The organism is Gordonia jinghuaiqii, from assembly GCF_014041935.1.
Classification (GTDB): domain Bacteria; phylum Actinomycetota; class Actinomycetes; order Mycobacteriales; family Mycobacteriaceae; genus Gordonia; species Gordonia jinghuaiqii.
This window is the reverse complement of record NZ_CP059491.1, coordinates 2,731,074-2,747,712: the sequence shown is the minus strand read 5'-3', so window position 1 is coordinate 2,747,712 and position 16,639 is coordinate 2,731,074. Positions and strand designations below refer to the sequence as shown.

12 protein-coding genes and 1 pseudogene are annotated in these 16,639 nt (G+C 63.2%); 10 read left to right on the top strand and 3 right to left on the bottom strand.

Features of this window, described 5'->3' with window-relative positions; translation table 11 throughout:
• Nucleotides 1-47: 47 nt before the first annotated feature.
• The gene (locus H1R19_RS12210) at nucleotides 48-848 is read right to left on the bottom strand and encodes a helix-turn-helix transcriptional regulator (RefSeq protein ID WP_219849147.1); all 801 of its coding nucleotides are present in this window, start codon (nucleotides 846-848) and stop codon (nucleotides 48-50) included.
• Nucleotides 849-1,058: 210 nt separating this feature from the next.
• Between H1R19_RS12210 and H1R19_RS12205 the strand changes: the two genes are divergently transcribed.
• The 3 genes and pseudogenes from H1R19_RS12205 (at nucleotide 1,059) to H1R19_RS12195 (ending at nucleotide 3,073) form a co-directional block, all read left to right on the top strand.
• Entirely contained in the window at nucleotides 1,059-2,225 is a 1,167-nt protein-coding gene (locus H1R19_RS12205) for an LLM class flavin-dependent oxidoreductase (protein WP_219849146.1), read from the top strand.
• Nucleotides 2,226-2,231: 6 nt separating this feature from the next.
• Nucleotides 2,232-2,740: pseudogene (locus H1R19_RS12200) on the top strand (flavin reductase family protein).
• A 21-nt stretch (nucleotides 2,741-2,761) separates the two neighbouring features.
• Nucleotides 2,762-3,073 (top strand): hypothetical protein, encoded by a 312-nt coding sequence (locus H1R19_RS12195; protein WP_219849145.1) that lies wholly within the window; start codon nucleotides 2,762-2,764, stop codon nucleotides 3,071-3,073.
• 4 nt (nucleotides 3,074-3,077) lie between these two features.
• On the opposite strand, the gene H1R19_RS23355 is transcribed toward H1R19_RS12195, so the two are convergent.
• Complete coding sequence (locus H1R19_RS23355; protein WP_219849144.1) at nucleotides 3,078-3,992, bottom strand: LysR family transcriptional regulator; 915 nt, start codon at nucleotides 3,990-3,992, stop codon at nucleotides 3,078-3,080.
• A gap of 67 nt (nucleotides 3,993-4,059) precedes the next feature.
• Between H1R19_RS23355 and H1R19_RS12185 the strand changes: the two genes are divergently transcribed.
• The 3 genes from H1R19_RS12185 to H1R19_RS12175 are packed head-to-tail and all read left to right on the top strand — an operon-like array spanning nucleotide 4,060 to nucleotide 6,416.
• Nucleotides 4,060-4,926 (top strand): amidohydrolase family protein, encoded by an 867-nt coding sequence (locus H1R19_RS12185; protein WP_219849143.1) that lies wholly within the window; start codon nucleotides 4,060-4,062, stop codon nucleotides 4,924-4,926.
• Nucleotides 4,923-5,753, top strand: coding sequence for a mycofactocin-coupled SDR family oxidoreductase (locus tag H1R19_RS12180; protein ID WP_219849142.1), 831 nt, complete (start codon nucleotides 4,923-4,925; stop codon nucleotides 5,751-5,753). The genes H1R19_RS12185 and H1R19_RS12180 overlap by 4 nt, the downstream gene beginning before the upstream one ends.
• Nucleotides 5,754-5,810: 57 nt before the next feature.
• Nucleotides 5,811-6,416: a class I SAM-dependent methyltransferase gene (locus tag H1R19_RS12175; protein ID WP_219849141.1), complete on the top strand. Its 606-nt coding sequence runs from the start codon at nucleotides 5,811-5,813 to the stop codon at nucleotides 6,414-6,416.
• Between the two features lie 612 nt (nucleotides 6,417-7,028).
• Here the strand turns inward: H1R19_RS12175 and H1R19_RS12170 are convergent.
• Entirely contained in the window at nucleotides 7,029-8,216 is a 1,188-nt protein-coding gene (locus tag H1R19_RS12170; protein ID WP_244970682.1) for a DNA cytosine methyltransferase, read from the bottom strand.
• Between the two features lie 36 nt (nucleotides 8,217-8,252).
• Between H1R19_RS12170 and H1R19_RS12165 the strand changes: the two genes are divergently transcribed.
• The 4 genes from H1R19_RS12165 to H1R19_RS12150 all read left to right on the top strand — a co-directional run bounded on the left by H1R19_RS12165 (nucleotide 8,253) and on the right by H1R19_RS12150 (nucleotide 16,631).
• On the top strand, nucleotides 8,253-8,705 hold the full coding sequence (locus H1R19_RS12165) for a very short patch repair endonuclease (RefSeq protein WP_219849140.1): 453 nt from the start codon (nucleotides 8,253-8,255) through the stop codon (nucleotides 8,703-8,705).
• A gap of 167 nt (nucleotides 8,706-8,872) precedes the next feature.
• Nucleotides 8,873-11,710, top strand: coding sequence for a DUF1156 domain-containing protein (locus H1R19_RS12160; RefSeq protein ID WP_219849139.1), 2,838 nt, complete (start codon nucleotides 8,873-8,875; stop codon nucleotides 11,708-11,710).
• Complete coding sequence (locus tag H1R19_RS12155) at nucleotides 11,710-15,123, top strand: Swt1 family HEPN domain-containing protein (protein WP_219849138.1); 3,414 nt, start codon at nucleotides 11,710-11,712, stop codon at nucleotides 15,121-15,123. The genes H1R19_RS12160 and H1R19_RS12155 overlap by 1 nt, the downstream gene beginning before the upstream one ends.
• Nucleotides 15,123-16,631 carry an ATP-binding protein gene (locus tag H1R19_RS12150; protein ID WP_219849137.1) on the top strand — a complete coding sequence of 503 codons (1,509 nt, stop codon included), beginning with the start codon at nucleotides 15,123-15,125 and terminating at the stop codon, nucleotides 16,629-16,631. The genes H1R19_RS12155 and H1R19_RS12150 overlap by 1 nt, the downstream gene beginning before the upstream one ends.
• Nucleotides 16,632-16,639: the final 8 nt, after the last annotated feature.

Here is a 16,639-nt window from a genome sequence, read left to right as displayed (position 1 = left end):
CCTGTCCTGAGTGGCCCCTCCGCACCAAATCGCCGCGGGGTCACGCACTAGACCGCAGAATCACGCCCGTCGCGGCCCGGCGACAAGGCATCACCCTCGACCAACCGATCCACGCACACGAGCTTGACCAACTCCGCCCGGTTCCGCACCCGAGTAGCAGTGAACACGCGGCTGACGTACTTCTTCACCGTGTCGAGTCCCAGGTTCAGGATCGCGGCGATCTCCTCGTTGGTATGGCCGTCGGCAACCAACTCGACCAGTTCCATCTGTCGCGGTGACAGCCTGTCCCTCCACGACGGCACCGGTTGTCCCGGTAGCAGTTTCGCGTAGTTCGACAACTGGCGCGACAGCAGTCCCATCGCATGTAGCCGATTGCGGTCCGGTCCCCTGCCCTCCGAGTCGAACAACCCGACGAGACCATGGCAGTCGTAGGCGAGGTCGAGGTGCATCACCGATGCGCTGTGCAGTCGGTTGCGATGCAACTCCTCAAGGTAGGTCACCGAGGCATCCGGTAAGCCCCGAAGGTGCTCCGCCGAGATCGCCGGATACCTCGACAGTGCGACCCGAGCCTGTACCGAAGCGAAGACATCCTTCGGATACCACCGCGCCTGATAGTCGCCGATCATCGGCGCGATCCGACCGGTGACCACCGGATCGGGATCCGAGAACGCCGTGACGAACGTCGGACCAGCGAAGAACGTCGTGTTCAGACAGTCGTAGTACTCGTGGAGTGCGTCCATCAGCACGGTCTTGAACGAGGAAAGGGTTTTCGCCTGCGTACAGGCGTCGAGCACCGCGAACACGCGCTCGTACTCGGCAGCGGGTAACGCGACCGTCTGACCGGCCAAGGGCCTACCCCTTCCCAACGAGCCCGACCCACGCAGCCTACGACACCAAATGTGGCGTAGGCCACACTACTGCGGTTCATGTCTTGAGTTGCCCGTGCGCCAGCAAACGAAACTGTCCACTTTGGTGCACTGTGGCACCGGTCACACAGTGCCTACGGTTGGGGCTATGGCCGACAGACCGCCGGCCGGCAGATCGACAGGAGACATCCCGTGAGCAGGCTTCGTTTCGGTTACTTCATGGCGCCCTTCCACGCACCCGGCCGCAACCCCACCGCAGCGCTGGAACGGGACCTCGACCTGGTCGAACACCTCGATCACCTCGGCTACGACGAAGCCTGGTTCGGCGAGCACCACTCCGCGGGCAGCGAGATCATCGCCTCGCCGGAGATCATGATCGCCGCCGCCTCCCAGCGGGCCAAGCGCATCCGATTCGGCACCGGCGTCACCTCGCTCTCCTACCACAACCCCCTGTGGGCGGCCGACCGCATCATGCAGCTCGACCACATGACGCGCGGGCGCACCATCTTCGGCGTCGGGCCGGGTTCGCTGCCCACCGACTCCGCGATGATCGGCCTCAACCCCACCGAGACCCGCGAACTCCTGCAAGAAAACCTCGACATCGTCGTGCGCCTGCTGCGCGGTGAGACCGTCTCCGCGAAGACCGGCACGCACGAGCTGTTCGACGCCAAGCTCCAGCTGGCGCCCTACTCGGCCGACGGCATCGACGTCGTGGTCGCCGCCGTCGCCTCACCGACCGGACCGCGGCTCGCCGGTACGCACGGACTCGGCTTGCTGTCGATCGGTGCGACGCTGTCCGCCGACGGCTTCGACGCCCTCGGCCACCACTGGAACGTCATGGAAGAACGCGCCGCGGCCAACAACGTCACCGTCGACCGCAGCAAGTGGACCCTCGCCGGCCCGTTCCACATCGCCGAGACCGAAGCCGAGGCATACCGGCAGGTCGAGTACGGCATCGAGCAGTGGTTCGACTACTTCCAGCACGTCGCGGCGTTCCCGCAGATGGCGGTGTCCGGGAGCAAGCTGACCGAGATGATCGACTTCATCAACCAGGCCGGCATCGGTGTCATCGGCACCCCCGAACAGGCCCGGGCCCAAGTCCAGCGACTGTGGGATCAGTCCCAAGGTTTCGGGTGCCTCCTGCAGATGGGCCACGACTGGGCCAACCCGCAGGACACTATGCGTTCCGCGGAGCTCTTCGCGCAGGAGGTGTTCCCGCACTTCCAAGGTCAGGCGCAGGCGACGCTCGACGCCGCCGAGCACGCGCGCGCCGTGCGGGAGGCTCACGCCGCCAAACAGCTCGAGGCCGTCGACCACATGACCCGCAAGTACGAGCAGGAACTGGCATCGAAGGCCTGAAACCCGATGTCCGCCACCACATCAGCCGCCGACTCGCTACAGGCGTCATTCCGCGACGCGATGGCTCACGTGTGCTCCCCGGTCGCCGTCGTCACGGCCTTCGACGGCGACCGGCCGCACGGCACCCTCCCGTCAGCGCGTTCATGTCATTGTCGATGGAACCGCCGATGGTGACCATCGCGCTCGACCAGAACTCGGAACTCCTCGGCGTGATCCGCGAGCAGGGTAACTTCGCGATCAGCGTGCTCGGCTCACACCAGTCCGACGTCGCACTCGCCTTCGCGAGGAAGGGCCACGAGAAGTTCGACGGCGTCGGCTGGGCGACCAGCGAGACACTCCCCGCCCTCGACGGCGCAGCAGTCTGGATGAGTTGCGTTGCTGAGAATTTCGTTCCCGGCGGAGATCACAGAATCATCGTCGGCGCCGTGCGGCACGTCGTTCGTGAGGAGGCGCCACCGCTGACCTATCACGGTCGCATCTTCGGCACCCACTCCCCGATTCTCGACGCCACCTGACACACCTGGAGGTCCTTCGTCGTGTACATATCCGTCCAGCCCGGCCGGGTCGAGGTGCTCGAGGCCACGGACGACCGCCGGTTTCAGGTCGAGGCCGACGCATGCCTCACCACCGCCGACGTCGGGAAGCAACTCGCAGACTCCGGCCTCGGTGACATCGAGGGCGACCATGCGTGGATCGACATCGGCACCCTCACCGAACGGTTGGCTGCGACCGAGGGATTCGACGGCCGGCAGTTCGAGGCGATGGTCGCGTATGCGCGTGAACGTGGATGGGTGTCGAACGACGGAGGATCGTTGCGGGCACATCTCGTGCGTGAGGGTGCCGCATAGCGCCTCACCGGCCGGGCAGGCTCCCGCCCGTAATCCACCCACATTCCTCGGCGAATGCGGCTGCGGCACTGACACAGTCACGCACTTCCGGTGAATCCGAGTGCGCGTCCATCCAATTGAGGAACCACGATGCGGTCACGGTGGGCGCCAGCGGGAGCCACCTGAAGTTGTCGCTGACGTCTGCGGCCACCGACTCCAGGCACACGAACAGACTCTCACCGTCGGTGACCATGTCGCTGCTGGCGACGATGCCGAACACCGCCGACGTCGTCCATCTGGGGGGTCGGCCCTGACTCGTTGCCCACTGCGCGATCCATCGGTTCCACTGGCTGAGCTGATCGTCGATGGACACCACCGGATAACGCTCCAGATCGTCGCCGGTCACCGAGACCTGCGGCGCCAACGGATGTCTCACGTCCATCAGCGCGCCGACGCGTTCGGCACGCAGCGGCGTGCTTCGCGCACCCGCCACCTGGATCGGTGCCCCGATGGTCAACGACAGTTGCGCTCCCCTGGCGTCGTCGCCGGTCAGCGACCGGGGCAGCGTCGTCAGGTGCATGGACAACGCGGGGTCGGCGGAGCGTAGCGCAGCCATCAGTCTGCGTGGCGTTTCGAGCGCGGGCTCGCTGATGTGCACGGTGACGGCACGACGCGGTGTGGCCGTTGTTCGCACGATGGCCGCACCGACGCGGTCGATAATGTCGAGAGCGTCGACCGCGAGGTTGTGTCCGGCCACCGTCGGTTCGACCCGGCGACTCGTCCTGTCGAACAGACGCACTCCGAGGCGTCGTTCCAGCCGGAGGATGGCCTGACTCAGCGCCGGCTGCGCCATGTGCAGCTGCTGTGCCGCGCGCGTGAAGTTGCGTTCGCGATGCACGGCGACGACGTACTCGAGCTCACGCAGCGACACATCTAGCATCCTGTGATGCTAGATCGATAAGCAATGGGTGTTGGTCGTTTTCGCGCGCGGCGTCGACGATGAGTTCATGCCTCAACACGTCGTCGACGCCCATCTCCACCTGTGGGACCTGAACCATCCCTGGTATCCGGGTCTGCAAGCCTTCGCCGAGGATGTCGGCAAGCCCGAGCTCTACTCCGACTTCGGTCTCGACGACTACGCGGCGGCGGCCGGCGGGTTCCGCGTCGAGCAGTACGTGCACGTCTCGGCGGTAACCGCGCCGCGCGCGTACCTCGACGAGTTGCGGTGGGTGTCGAAGGTGGCCGCCGACCACGGAGTGGACATGCGGTTCGTCGGGTCAGTCGACCCGACGCTGAGCGCGCACGACATCTGCGCCGACCTCGACGCCCAGGCCGCGATCACACCGCATTTCCGAGGAGCACGAGTGCTCTACCGCTTCGAACCGGACTCGCGGGCGGCGCGCACTGTGCTGCGCTGGCTCGACGACCACGACCTGGTCTTCGACCTCACCGCCCACCCGGAGACCATGGACGGCTGGTTGCGGACGCTCGCGGACTTCCCCGATCTCACCGTCGTCCTCGAGCACACCGGGTGGCCCACCGCGACCGACGTCGACGCCCGGGCCGCGTGGCGTCGCGCCCTCACCGCATGCGCCGACACGACCTCCGCCTCGTGCAAGATCTCCGGGCTCGGCATGTCCACCGGCGACCTGTCCGCGAAGACTCTGCGCCCGTGGGTGGAACCGGCGATCGACACCTTCGGCTGGGACCGGGTGATCTTCGGCAGCAATATCCCGATCGAGCACATCGGCGGCCGCTATGCCGATCTCGTCGAGTCCCTCGACACGATCATCGGTGACGAGCCCGCGGACGAGCAGGACCGGTTCTATCGCCGCAACGCACTCGGCGTGTACGGCTTCGAGGAGGAACGATGACCGACCTGACCGGGCAGGTCGCCTGGATCACCGGCGCCGCACGCGGTCAGGGACGAGCCCACGCTCGCGCGCTGGCCGCAGCGGGAGCCCACGTCATCGTCAGCGACATCGCCCGGCAGGTGCCGACGATCCCCTACCCGCTGGCCACCGAAGAAGAACTGGCTGCGACGGTCGCCGAGATCGCCGCCGACGGCGGCCGGGCCACCGCGGCGCAGTTGGACGTGCGCGACGCGGCAGCAGTCACCGAACTCGTCGACGCGATCATGGCCGAGCACGGACGGCTCGACATCCTCGTCGCCAACGCCGGCGTCTGCGCATTCACACCGGTCGAGGAAATCGGCGACGACCAGTGGGCCGACATCGTCGACACCAACCTGACCGGGACGTTCCACTGTGTGCGCGCGGCGGTCGGAGCGATGAAGGCGAATGGTCGCGGGCGGATCGTCGGAGTGTCGTCGGGGGCGGGTCGCGGTGGCATGCGGGATCTTTCGCACTACGCCGCCACCAAGTGGGGCATCATCGGCTTCATCAAATCGGTCGCCCTGGAGGTCGGTGCGTACGGCATCACCGCCAACGTCGTGTGCCCGACGTCGGTGAATACCCCGATGGTCATGAATCCGACCACCTTGCGGCGGTTCCGACCCGACCTCGACGACCCAACCCCCGACGATGCGCGGTCGGTGTTCGCCGGTCTCGGCCCGCTGGGTGTCCCCTGGCTCGAACCCGAGGATGTGACCCGCGCGGTCATGTACTTCGTCGACGATCCGGGCCTGACCACAGGGACCGTGCTGGAGGTCAATCTGGGGACGACGGCTACGCGCGCGTGACCGGCCGGAGCGGCGCACGTACGTGGGTGCGCCGCGGCCTCTGGGACAATGGGCGGCATGGTCGAACAGAGCATCTGGATGCAACAGGTCGCAGCGAATCCCGATCACTCCACCTGGTACGTCGAGCGCTTTCGTGCCATGGCGGCGAAGGGCGACGACCTGGTCGGTGAGGCTCGACTGATCGACGCCATGGCAGCGCGCGGATCCCGCATCCTCGACGCAGGGTGCGGCCCGGGACGTGTCGGTGGATATCTCGCCGAGGTCGGTCACGACGTGGTCGGCGTCGACGTCGACCCGGTGCTCATCCAGGCTGCCGAGGAGGATCATCCCGGTCCGCGCTGGCTGGTCAGTGATCTCGCGGAACTGGATCTGCCGACACGCGGCATCGAGGAGCCGTTCGACATCATCGTCTCGGCGGGCAACGTGATGGCGTTTCTCGCGCCGAGTACGCGGGTGACGGTGCTCGAGCGGTTGCGTGCTCATCTTCGGGAGGATGGTCGTGCGGTTCTCGGGTTTGGTGCCGGTCGGGACTATGCGTTCGATGAGTTCCTCGAGGATGCAGCGTCGGCTGGGTTTGCACCTGACCTGCTGTTGTCGTCGTGGGATGTGCGGCCGTTCACGGCTGACTCTGAATTCTTGGTGGGCATACTGCGACATGCCTGATGTGGTTCGCTCGGCTATTTCGGAAAGTTAATTAGCCGATCAGTTCGGACTCCGCCACACCTCACCCACTGTCTTGACAGTGAGGTGACGGCTGACCAGGCACGAGGTGCGTGGACTGGGATCACGCCGCAGCGACAACTCCTTCGTTCGGACGACGCATGACCTTCACCTTCTGCCAGCCGCGCTCGGATAATCACTGGGTGCCCACAGTCCGCTCTGAGCGACGAAATCCTTCCGCTGGGGCCAAAGTCGCCGAGACCACCGCCGAGTTCACCCGTGGAGGTGAGGAGGGACTGCTGCACAGACAGGTGACAGTTTGGGGTGTTATGCCGCGGCAGCGGCGGTGTTGATCATTGCTTCGAACTCGAACGGGCGTCAACCAGCCCAGGCGGGCTTGTACGCCGCGGTCAGCTCGGCAATGGTGACCCGGGGCCATCCATCCGTAGTACGGCTGACGGGAGAGCTTGAGGACCCGGCACGACACCGCCATGGGAACCCGTCGGCGGCGGGCTCCTTCACGAGCGGGTAGAGCCTTTTCCGGCAAACTCGCGCGACAGATAGGGAGAACGTCAATCTGACAGTCGCCTCCCTAGCCCTGCGGAGGCAATGGGCCTAAGCCGACGTGGCGACCGCAAGACCCTCGGTTTCGTCCATCCCCTCTATGAGCAAGCGTCCAATCGCTTCGCCGAGTGGAATCGGAACTGCATTGCCAATTTGACGCGCGATTTCCTCACGCTTACCCACCCATCGATAGTCCTTACGGAAACCTTGGATGAGCGCTGCCTCGTAGTGCGTGATGACTCGATCCTCGTCCGGGTGGATATAGCGGCCCTTCTCCGGCTTGAAGAACTCTGTGCGGATCGTCACAGACGGCTTTTCCCAGGTCAGCCGACCCATGACATCGCCAGTTCCCTTGCTGTGCTTTAGCCAGCAAGGAGCTTTAAGGTGGTCTGGTAGCTCCGATCGGCTGCCGCCATTAAGTGAGATCGCCTTGAACCGGTCGAGCGAGAGCTGTGTATAGGAACGTCCGAAGTGGAGGTCGCGGGTGGAGAAGACCCCAGGGAACTCGTCCTCCCGGAACCGAACCGTGCCAGCCGGGATGCCGATCCGGTCGACCGCGCGAGGTACATCAAGTAGCGCTTCGGCGAGGTGACGGTGGCCAGCGGCATGGGTTGGCTCGGGTAGGCCGAGCGCTGGTAGGTCCCTATGGTGGCCGACAACGATCACTCGCTTTCGCGCCTGGACCGCTCCATAATCGGCGGCGTTCAGGACTCCGAAGTTGATCTCGTAGTCCCTGAGGATTCCTCTCCTGAGCGCCTCCAGGAACACAAGCCACTGCTCGGACTTCAGGAAAGCGGGAACGTTCTCCAGCACAAAATAGCTCGGCTTGGCTTTCTCTACGGTCTGCGCGTAAAGGTTCCAGAGCTCGTTCCGGTCAGCTCCAACGCCGTTTCGGTTTAGGGTCGAAAACCCTTGACACGGAGGCCCGCCGACCACGACGTCAACCTGCGGAACGTCATCCTCCGCGAGCCAGTCTTCGATAGCTCCCGCGTACACGGGTCCACCTTCGACGGCGCCGTCGCGCAGGCGTCCACCGTGGTTGAGGGTATACGTGGCTGCAGCAGCGAGTTCCCACTCCACGGCCCGGACGGCCTTGAACCTCTTGCCGGGAGCTGTGTTCAACCCCTCCGACAACCCGCCAGCGCCAGCGAAAAGATCCAACGTCGTGATCTTCGCATTACGCCGCGGCGGGGTCGCCAGCATCGGCTCGGAGTCAGATAATCGCTTGAAGGTCGACACGGTACGTCAGGTTAGCCGGCATAGGGAGGTCAAACCATGACCGACTCCGCGAGTCCAGCGAGGTCTGTCGACATCACGACCTCTCGGCGCATGTCCCGACAAAGAACTCGTGACACGGAACCCGAGATGCTCCTTCGGCGCGAGCTCCATCGACGAGGTCTGAGGTACCGAGTCGACGCTCCGCTCCCAGGGCTGCCCCGTCGGCGTGCGGATATTCTGTTCACTCGCGCGAAGCTCGCTGTGTTCGTCGATGGGTGCTTTTGGCACGGGTGTCCCGAGCACAAGACTGCGCCCACGAACAACGGTGCGTGGTGGGCGGCCAAACTTGCCCGCAACATCGAGCGGGATCGTGTGACGGACACTCATCTACGCTCCCACGGTTGGACTGTGCTCCGAGTCTGGGAGCATGAGGACATGAAACAGGAAGCCACCGACATAGAGGAGATTGTCCGCCACGGGAAGTCCGCCCGACGGATACCGACGCCGTAAGTTCGCAATAACGCCGCTAATCTCACTGCACTGGGCGCGACTACTGGAGGTGGCAGTCATCGACGCCTCGGCCAGGGTGCGTCCCCGACTTCCACTATCTGCTCCCGAGCGGCTGCCTCCTTCGGCCGCTAGCATCGGAGCAGCCGAGCCACCTGGAGTTCTCACGCATGACGACGACGCCTGACGCCCCGATTCGGAAGAAGCTGATCGAGGTATCGATCCCGTTGGACGACATCAACGCCGCGTCAGTGCGCGAGAAGTCTATCCGTCACGGCCACCCATCAACGCTCCACCTCTGGTGGTCGCGGAAACCACTGGCTGCAGCTCGTGCCGTACTCTTCGCACAGCTCGTTGACGACCCCTCCTCAGATCCGGACTTGTCCGATGAACAGCAGAAGGCCGAGCGTGAGCGGCTTCACGGGATCATCAGACGTCTCGTCAAGTGGGAGAACTTCAACAACGAGGCGCTCCTTCGCGAGGCGCACGAGGAGATCCTCAAGTCCACCGGCGGCAACCCGCCCGCGATCCTCGACCCGTTTGCCGGTGGTGGCACAATCCCCCTCGAAGCGCAGCGCCTCGGTCTAAATGCGCATGCCTCGGACCTCAACCCCGTGGCCGTGCTAATCAACAAGGCACTCATCGAGTTCCCGCCGAGATTCGCCGGCAGGCCGCCAGTCTTCCCGGGCGCCGCCGACGCAGAGCTCGGCGACTGGCCGCGTGCCACCGGCCTCGCGGTGGACGTACGCCGCTACGGCGCCTGGATGCGCGAGCAGGCTAAGGAGCATATCGGACACCTCTACCCTGACGCCATCATCGTCGACGACAAGACAAAGGCGATAGCCAAGATTATGACGATCGCGTGGATCTGGGCCCGCACCGTGACCTGTTCTAACCCGGCCTGCGCAATCGAGATGCCGCTTGTCAACTCGTGGTGGCTGGGGAAGAAAAAGGGCAAAGAGTCGTATGTAGTCCCTATTGTCGTCAACGACACCGATACCCCCAGCGGCCGACGCGTAAAGTTCCTTATCGGTCACGACTCGGCGAAGGCCCCAACCCCCGCAGATGACGGGACATCAGCAGGCGGGAACGGACGATGCATCGCTTGCGGAAGTGTCTCACCTGGCTCATATATCCGATCGGAGGGCAAGGCCGGTCGCATTGGCGATCAGCTGATGGCGATAGTCGCGCAGGGAGGACGAAGCCGCGTCTACCTCGCTCCGACATCCGAGCACGTGCGTGCAGCGAATGCCGCATCGCCAGCTTCGAGGCCAACTGGATCATTGCCCAAGGCTGCCCTCGGTTTCCGAGTCCAGGGCTATGGGTACACCGAGTGGTCTCAGCTCTTCACGAACCGCCAACTGACCGCGCTCACGGTCCTCAGCGATTTGGTCAGCGCTACCCGCGAGCGCGTTCTTGCGGACGCGGTCGCGGGGGGGCTTCAAGTAGGCCTTCCTCTTGCACAAGGAGGGACCGGAGCCGCAGCCTACGCGGATGCCGTCGCAACCTACCTCGGGCTTGGCATCTCCCGCTTTGTCGACCGGCATTCTCGAATGACCACTTGGGATAGCGGACCGAAGAAGGAGTATGAGCGCAGCGCCTTTGCAGGACCTAAGCTCCAAATGTCCCCGGGCTATGTTGAGTCCAACCCTTTCGGCAACGCCGGCGCCGATATATCGGCGAGCTTCGCGTGGGTTGAGCGAGCACTCGGCGCCGTGCCGGACAGCACGGCCGGGCACGTCTCGCAGGCGGACGCGGCTGACCGCTCATACGCTCATTTCGCTATTTCGACCGATCCCCCCTACTACAATAATGTTGGATACGCCGCCTTGAGCGATTTGTTCTACATCTGGCTCCGACGGTCACTGCGACACATTCATCCCACACTGTTCCCAACGATGCTCGTACCGAAAGAAGAGGAGCTGGTTGCCGAGCCCGCGCGACATGGTGGCGCAAGTGGCGCTGAGCAGTTCTTCGAGAATGGGTTTCGAAAGGTCTTCGAAAACGCGCGTCAGTCGGTTTCGGGAAGTTATCCTATGACCGTCTATTACGCATTTAAGCAACAAGAGCTCAGCAAAGAAGGGACCACCTCGACTGGGTGGGCAACGGTGCTCGACGGGATGATCCGTTCTGGCTGGGTAATCACAGCGACTTGGCCGATCCGGTCCGAGATGCCGAATCGGCTTCGAAGCATTGGCTCTAACGCTTTAGCGTCGTCGATTGTCCTTGTCTTGCGCCCGCGCGTCGAGACCGCCGGGCACACTACTCGCAGAGGGTTTGTCGCCGCTCTAAAGCGCACGTTGCCAGATGCACTGGAGAGAATGCGGGAAGGTGCAATAGCACCAGTAGACCTCGCGCAGGCGACACTCGGCCCCGGTATGGCTGTGTTCTCGAACTATCGTAGAGTTTTTGAGAATGACGGCACCGAGATGTCGGTGAAAACGGCCCTATCTCTAATCAACCAGTCGCTTGACGAGGTATTAACCGCCCAAGAAGGCGACCTCGATGCGGACACGCGTTTCTGCGTGAAGTGGTACGAACAATATGGTTGGGAAAAGGGACCTTTCGGTGACGCAGACCTACTGGCCCGCTCCTACAACACGTCTGTTAGTGGTGTTGCGAATATGGGCGTGCTGACACAGGGAGATGGGGTCGTCCAACTATCCGCTCCAGACGAGCTCTCGGCAAACTGGAACCCGATCACGGACGATCGAATCTCAGTCTGGTCGTTGATGTGTCACCTCTGCCGGGTAATGACCGCCGAAGACGGGGGACTGGACGCTGCGGGCGGACTCCTGACCGCCGCGGCAACGCGGTCCGAGGTAGACATCGAGGCCGTACAGAGACTGGCATACCGACTGTACGAAATGACCAAGACGTCACGCACCGATGATGCACGGCTGTTCAACCTGGTCGGCGGCTCGTGGACGGACCTTGCCGAAGCAGCAGGCCGAGTACGAAACCCTGACGCAATGCAGACAGAGTTCGACTTCGAGGATGAGGACTGATGGCCAAGAGCAACATTGATGTGGTGCGTGTGGCGCTCCAGTCCCTGTCCGACGTTCTCGATCCGTACATCGAGCAGGTCACCATCAAGTACGTGCCCTCAGGCAACGACTGGACCGTGCTTCTCGCGGCAAAGGACGCCGAGAGAGGCATCCACGGCAAAGAGTACTCCCGTACGGACCCTCAGGATCAGTTCCGAGTCATCACCGAACCGATGTCTTCGCTTGGGTACATCTTCAACGACCACCTGTCACGGGGAGAGCAGGGATTTGTAAGTGAGCTGCGGAGCGTGCGCAATAACGTCGCCCACTTCAAGCCCTTCTCCCCCGATGACGCAATCCGAGCGCTAGACACGATCGAGCGGGTAATGCGCGCCATCGGTGCGGTCCGGGAAGCCGATGCGGTGCGCACGTCACGGTTGGACATCCTGCGCGGCAGTTTCGAACAGCAGACGCGTAAGGCAGTTCGCGAGGCAATGGCGCTACCGGGCACGCCGGATGCCGAGCTGCCGCCCTGGCGCGCGGTACTAAAGCCGCACCCGGACGTGGCTTCGGGTCGATACAACAACGCCGAGTTCGCCGCTGACCTGTACTCGGTGGCGGTACAGCAGAATGCGGCCAAAGAATACCAGGATCCGGTCGAGTTCTTCCGCCGCACATACCTGACCGACGGCCTCAAGGAGCTGCTCCGTCGAGCGATAGACCGCATCTCCGGATCGCCGTCGGCCAACCCCGTGATCAATCTGCAGACCACGTTCGGCGGAGGCAAGACCCACTCGATGTTGGCCGTGTGGCACATGTTCTCGGGTCGGGCTCTGCACGAGTTCCCGCAGACCGTTCAGGATCTATTGTGCGGGCACGACACGGACGTCCTCAGCAGGGCAGTGCACAAGGCTGCTCTGGTGGGCAACGAAATTCCGCCCTCGACCCCGTCTCGCAAATCCGATGGCACTGTGGTGCACACCCTTTGGGGTGAACTTGCGTGGCAACTTGGCGGCGCGGAAGGCTACGCTATCGTCGCCGATGCCGACAGAACCGGTACAAACCCAGGTAACCTGCTGCGCGAGTTGTTCCACGAGTTCGGACCAGCGGTCATCCTGATTGACGAATGGGTCGCCTACGCCCGACAGCTCCCGGACAGCTATGACAAGACTGACCCACACGTTCAAAGAGTGGCGGCCGGCCTGTTCGAGACACAGTTCACCTTCGCCCAGGCGTTGACGCTCGCGGCAGAGAACGTGCCCGGCACCCTTCTACTCGTGTCGGTACCGGCAAGTGAGGGCCGACCAGCCAAGTCCGGCGAGAGTAGCCCGGACCGACACGAGGCCAAGGCGAACAATCTCGAGGTTGGTGGACAGCGCGGACGCGACGCTCTGCACCGACTGGACTATGTCATTCGCCGTGTGGCCTACCAATGGAGCCCGGCCACCAGGGACGAATCCTACGAAATCGTTCGAAGGCGGCTGTTCGTCGAAGCGGATGCGAAGGCGATTGCGACCATCGCCACTGCGGCACGCCGGTTCACAGACTACTACCGCAACCACCCCAAGGAATTTCCGACCGGTGTCGGTGACTCATCATACGAAGCGCGAATTAGAGCCGCGTACCCTATTCACCCTGAACTTCTCGACCGCCTCTACTCTGACTGGTCGACATTGGAGAAGTTCCAGCGCACGCGTGGGGTGCTGCGCCTCATGAGCCACGTAGTTCACCAACTCTACGAACTCAAGGACCCATCACCACTCGTCATGACCGGATCGGTCCCACTCGACGCGCAGCCCGTCCGGTCGGAGATCACCCAGTACGTTGATAATGCGTGGGACGCGATCATCCAATCCGAGATCGACGGACAGAATGCCGTCGCCCGAATCGTCGACGCCGAGCGTCCCGTGTTGAAAGATCGCTCCCTCGCACTGCGCACGGCGCGAACGATCTTTCTGGAAGCCACGCCTACCCTCGATTCCGCGCTCAAGGGCAAGGATCGCAAGAGCATCACGCTCGGTATCGCGATGCCTGGCGACGTGCTCGGCAACATCGGGTCAGCGCTGGACGGGCTCCAGGAAAAGTCATCGCACTACTACTCCGAGGGTGGCCGATACTGGTATGACAGTCAGCCGTCGCTCAACCGCCTAGCTGCTGAACGCGCCGCTCAACTGTCGATAGACGCTGTCCACGCCGAGGTTGCAGCGCGGCTCAAGGTAATGTTCAAGGGCTCCAACGACATTATCGCCGAGGTCGTGCATCCTGAGTCGTCTTCCGACGTCGAGGAGGCCGATTACCTCCGCCTGGTCGTCGTTCCACCCCAGTACAATCACAACGGCAAGGACAAGGCATCCAGTGCCTCAAAGTGGGTGCACGACTTATTGCGCCAGCGAGGCAACGCTCCTCGCTCGAACGTCAACACCCTTGTTGCGGTCGCGGCTGACGAAAAGCAGTGGGGCACGCTAGAGTCGGCAGTACGCTCGTACCAGGCGTGGAACTCGATCTTCAACGAGACGACCCGGCTCGACCTGACGCAGTCGGCGGCCGCGCAGGCGCAGTCAATGTTGGAGACTGCCAACCGTACGGTCGACGACCGCCTAGCCCACACGTGGATCTGGGGAATGCATGCTGTGCAAGACGACCCCCAGGCGCCATTCGCTGTGGGGCAAGTGCGCGCAGACGGGCAGGAGAAGAATCTCACCAAACGTATTGGCGTCAAGCTCGCATCGGTCGACGCAGCCCACTCCTACGTCGCCAACAGAGTTATTCGGATCGATATTGAGGAGTTTCTGCGCGCGCGGTGGACCCGCGGGTTCCTCAACTTCACAGAGCTGTGGGCCTACTATTGTCGCTACCCCTATCTCCATAGGCTGCGGGACAAGTCAGTGCTCGTCAGGGCCTTAGAGGAGTCTCTCCTCGACGCCGCGTTCATTGACACTGGGTTCGCGCTTGCGACCGGGTTCGACTCGACGACAGGCGACTTCCTCGGACTGGCGGTTCCGCTGGCGGACACCGAGTTCGGGCCGTTCGACGCAACCACATTGGTGGTGCGACCGGATCTCGCGGTCGAGCAAAGAAGACGCGAACAAGAGAATGAGCGTGAGCCTGCGCCAGAGCCGACACCGACGACGGACACGAGAACCACAACACCTCGCCGGCCTAATCCGCCGGCCCCCGAGCCCCGGACGACAGTTTCCAACGCAACATTCTCGCTCCGTCACGTCGTCGACCCCAATGCCAATATGCCCGGCGAGCTGCAGTTGATCGCCCAGGAGATCCTCGAGGTGTTGCGTAACGCTGGCCCTGACGTCCTCGACGTCACGTTGACGGTGGACGCACAGAAAGCCGACGGATTCGACGCCAACACAGTTCGTGCGGTGAAGCAGAACGCCAAGGATGTTGGTGTGGTGGACAGCGCTTTCCGGGACCTGTAGTGGGGACGACTTCCGCACCGCAGCCGATCGGTTCGAGGGTCGTCCCTCCCGATCCGTCCATCACGTCGGCCATCGGGCGCCACCACACACTGGCCTCGGCCGTTGCCGACCTCGTGGATAACAGCATCGACTTCGGTGCCACGCATGTCCTGGTCAGATTGTTGATGCGCGGAGCACGACCAGTCGGCCTGCAGGTGATCGATAACGCGTCGGGTATGGACTCGGCCGCCATCGACGACGCGATGACGTATGCCAAGAAGCGCGAGTATCAGGGTCACGATCTGGGGCACTTCGGAATTGGGCTCAAGGCCGCGTCGCTTAGTCAAGCGAACACATTGATTGTCTGGTCGAAGCGCTACGGGTCGCCGCCGGTAGGCCGGCGTCTGCGTAGGGAGACGATAGACACTGGCCCGGTGGTCGAAGAATTTTCTGCCACTGATGCCGCCGAGCGCATGGCCAGCCCGAAGGTTGACTTCGTGATGGACACCGGCACCATTGTCGAATGGCAGGACGTTCAGACTTTTCTCACTTCATCCAGCGAAGACGAGCAGCGGGCATGGACTAATCGAACCACACAGGAATTGACAAACCACCTCGGTTTAGTGCTGCACCGAATCCTCGAACGCGGGGATCTGGAGCTCACGATCGACACCTTCGATGTAAACCTGGCTTCCCCCGGACCTCCACGAGTGGTGAGAGCCATCGATCCGTTCCACTATCGAGGTGTGGGGCAGACAGGCTACCCGAAGCAGCTCCCAGTGGTCGTCGGAAACGCCACTGGGACAGCGCAACTACACATCTGGCCACACCACGACAAAGGCCCAGGGTTCGTACTGGGAGGGCGCTCAGAGACCGAATCTCAGGGCCTCTACATTTATCGCAACGACAGGCTTCTCCAGGCAGGCGGCTGGAACGGTCTGGCGACCCCAAGGCCCGATCTGGCCTTTGCCCGCGTAGCGCTCGACCTCTCAGATGAGATGGAAAACCATGTCGCTATCAACCCCGAGAAGATCGGCACTACGTTCGACGACGAATTGCGCGGCGCGTTGATGCGGGCACGCGCGGCGGACGGAACGACGCTCGCGTCATTTCGGGAGGACTCGACGCATGCGGCGAAGCTGGCCAAGCAGCGGACGGCCTCGCCCATCGAAGCACCGATGCCTGGCAGCGGCCTCCCGGTCCCGGTCAAGGACGCGTTTGCCATCCATACTGAACCCAATGATGCGTTTCCGATCGACATCCGATGGAGCCTTCTCCCCGAGGACCAGGTTTACGATGTAGACCTTCGAAGCCACCGCCTTGTCCTCAATGCGAGGTACAGGTCGGCAGTTGTCGGGCACAAGAGCCTCGACATGGACGACGCGCCTCTCATCAAGAGCCTGCTGCTCCTCTTATTGGAGGATCACTTCGTCGGCACGGGTAGTGGTGCCAAAAAGAAGAGGGAGGAATCGGCTTGGCAGGCCATCCTCCTCTCTGCAATCGGAGCACAAATCGCGGAAGGTAAGTGACCGTCCAA

What these genes read in the sequence shown, in the direction of transcription:
- H1R19_RS23355 (WP_219849144.1), bottom strand. Translation starts at nt 3,992, where the DNA reads ATGCTAGATGTGTCGCTGCGTGAGCTCGAGTACGTCGTCGCCGTGCAT.
- H1R19_RS12185 (WP_219849143.1), top strand. Translation starts at nt 4,060, where the DNA reads ATGCCTCAACACGTCGTCGACGCCCATCTCCACCTGTGGGACCTGAAC.
- H1R19_RS12180 (WP_219849142.1), top strand. Translation starts at nt 4,923, where the DNA reads ATGACCGACCTGACCGGGCAGGTCGCCTGGATCACCGGCGCCGCACGC.
- H1R19_RS12175 (WP_219849141.1), top strand. Translation starts at nt 5,811, where the DNA reads ATGGTCGAACAGAGCATCTGGATGCAACAGGTCGCAGCGAATCCCGAT.
- H1R19_RS12165 (WP_219849140.1), top strand. Translation starts at nt 8,253, where the DNA reads ATGACCGACTCCGCGAGTCCAGCGAGGTCTGTCGACATCACGACCTCT.
- H1R19_RS12160 (WP_219849139.1), top strand. Translation starts at nt 8,873, where the DNA reads ATGACGACGACGCCTGACGCCCCGATTCGGAAGAAGCTGATCGAGGTA.
- H1R19_RS12155 (WP_219849138.1), top strand. Translation starts at nt 11,710, where the DNA reads ATGGCCAAGAGCAACATTGATGTGGTGCGTGTGGCGCTCCAGTCCCTG.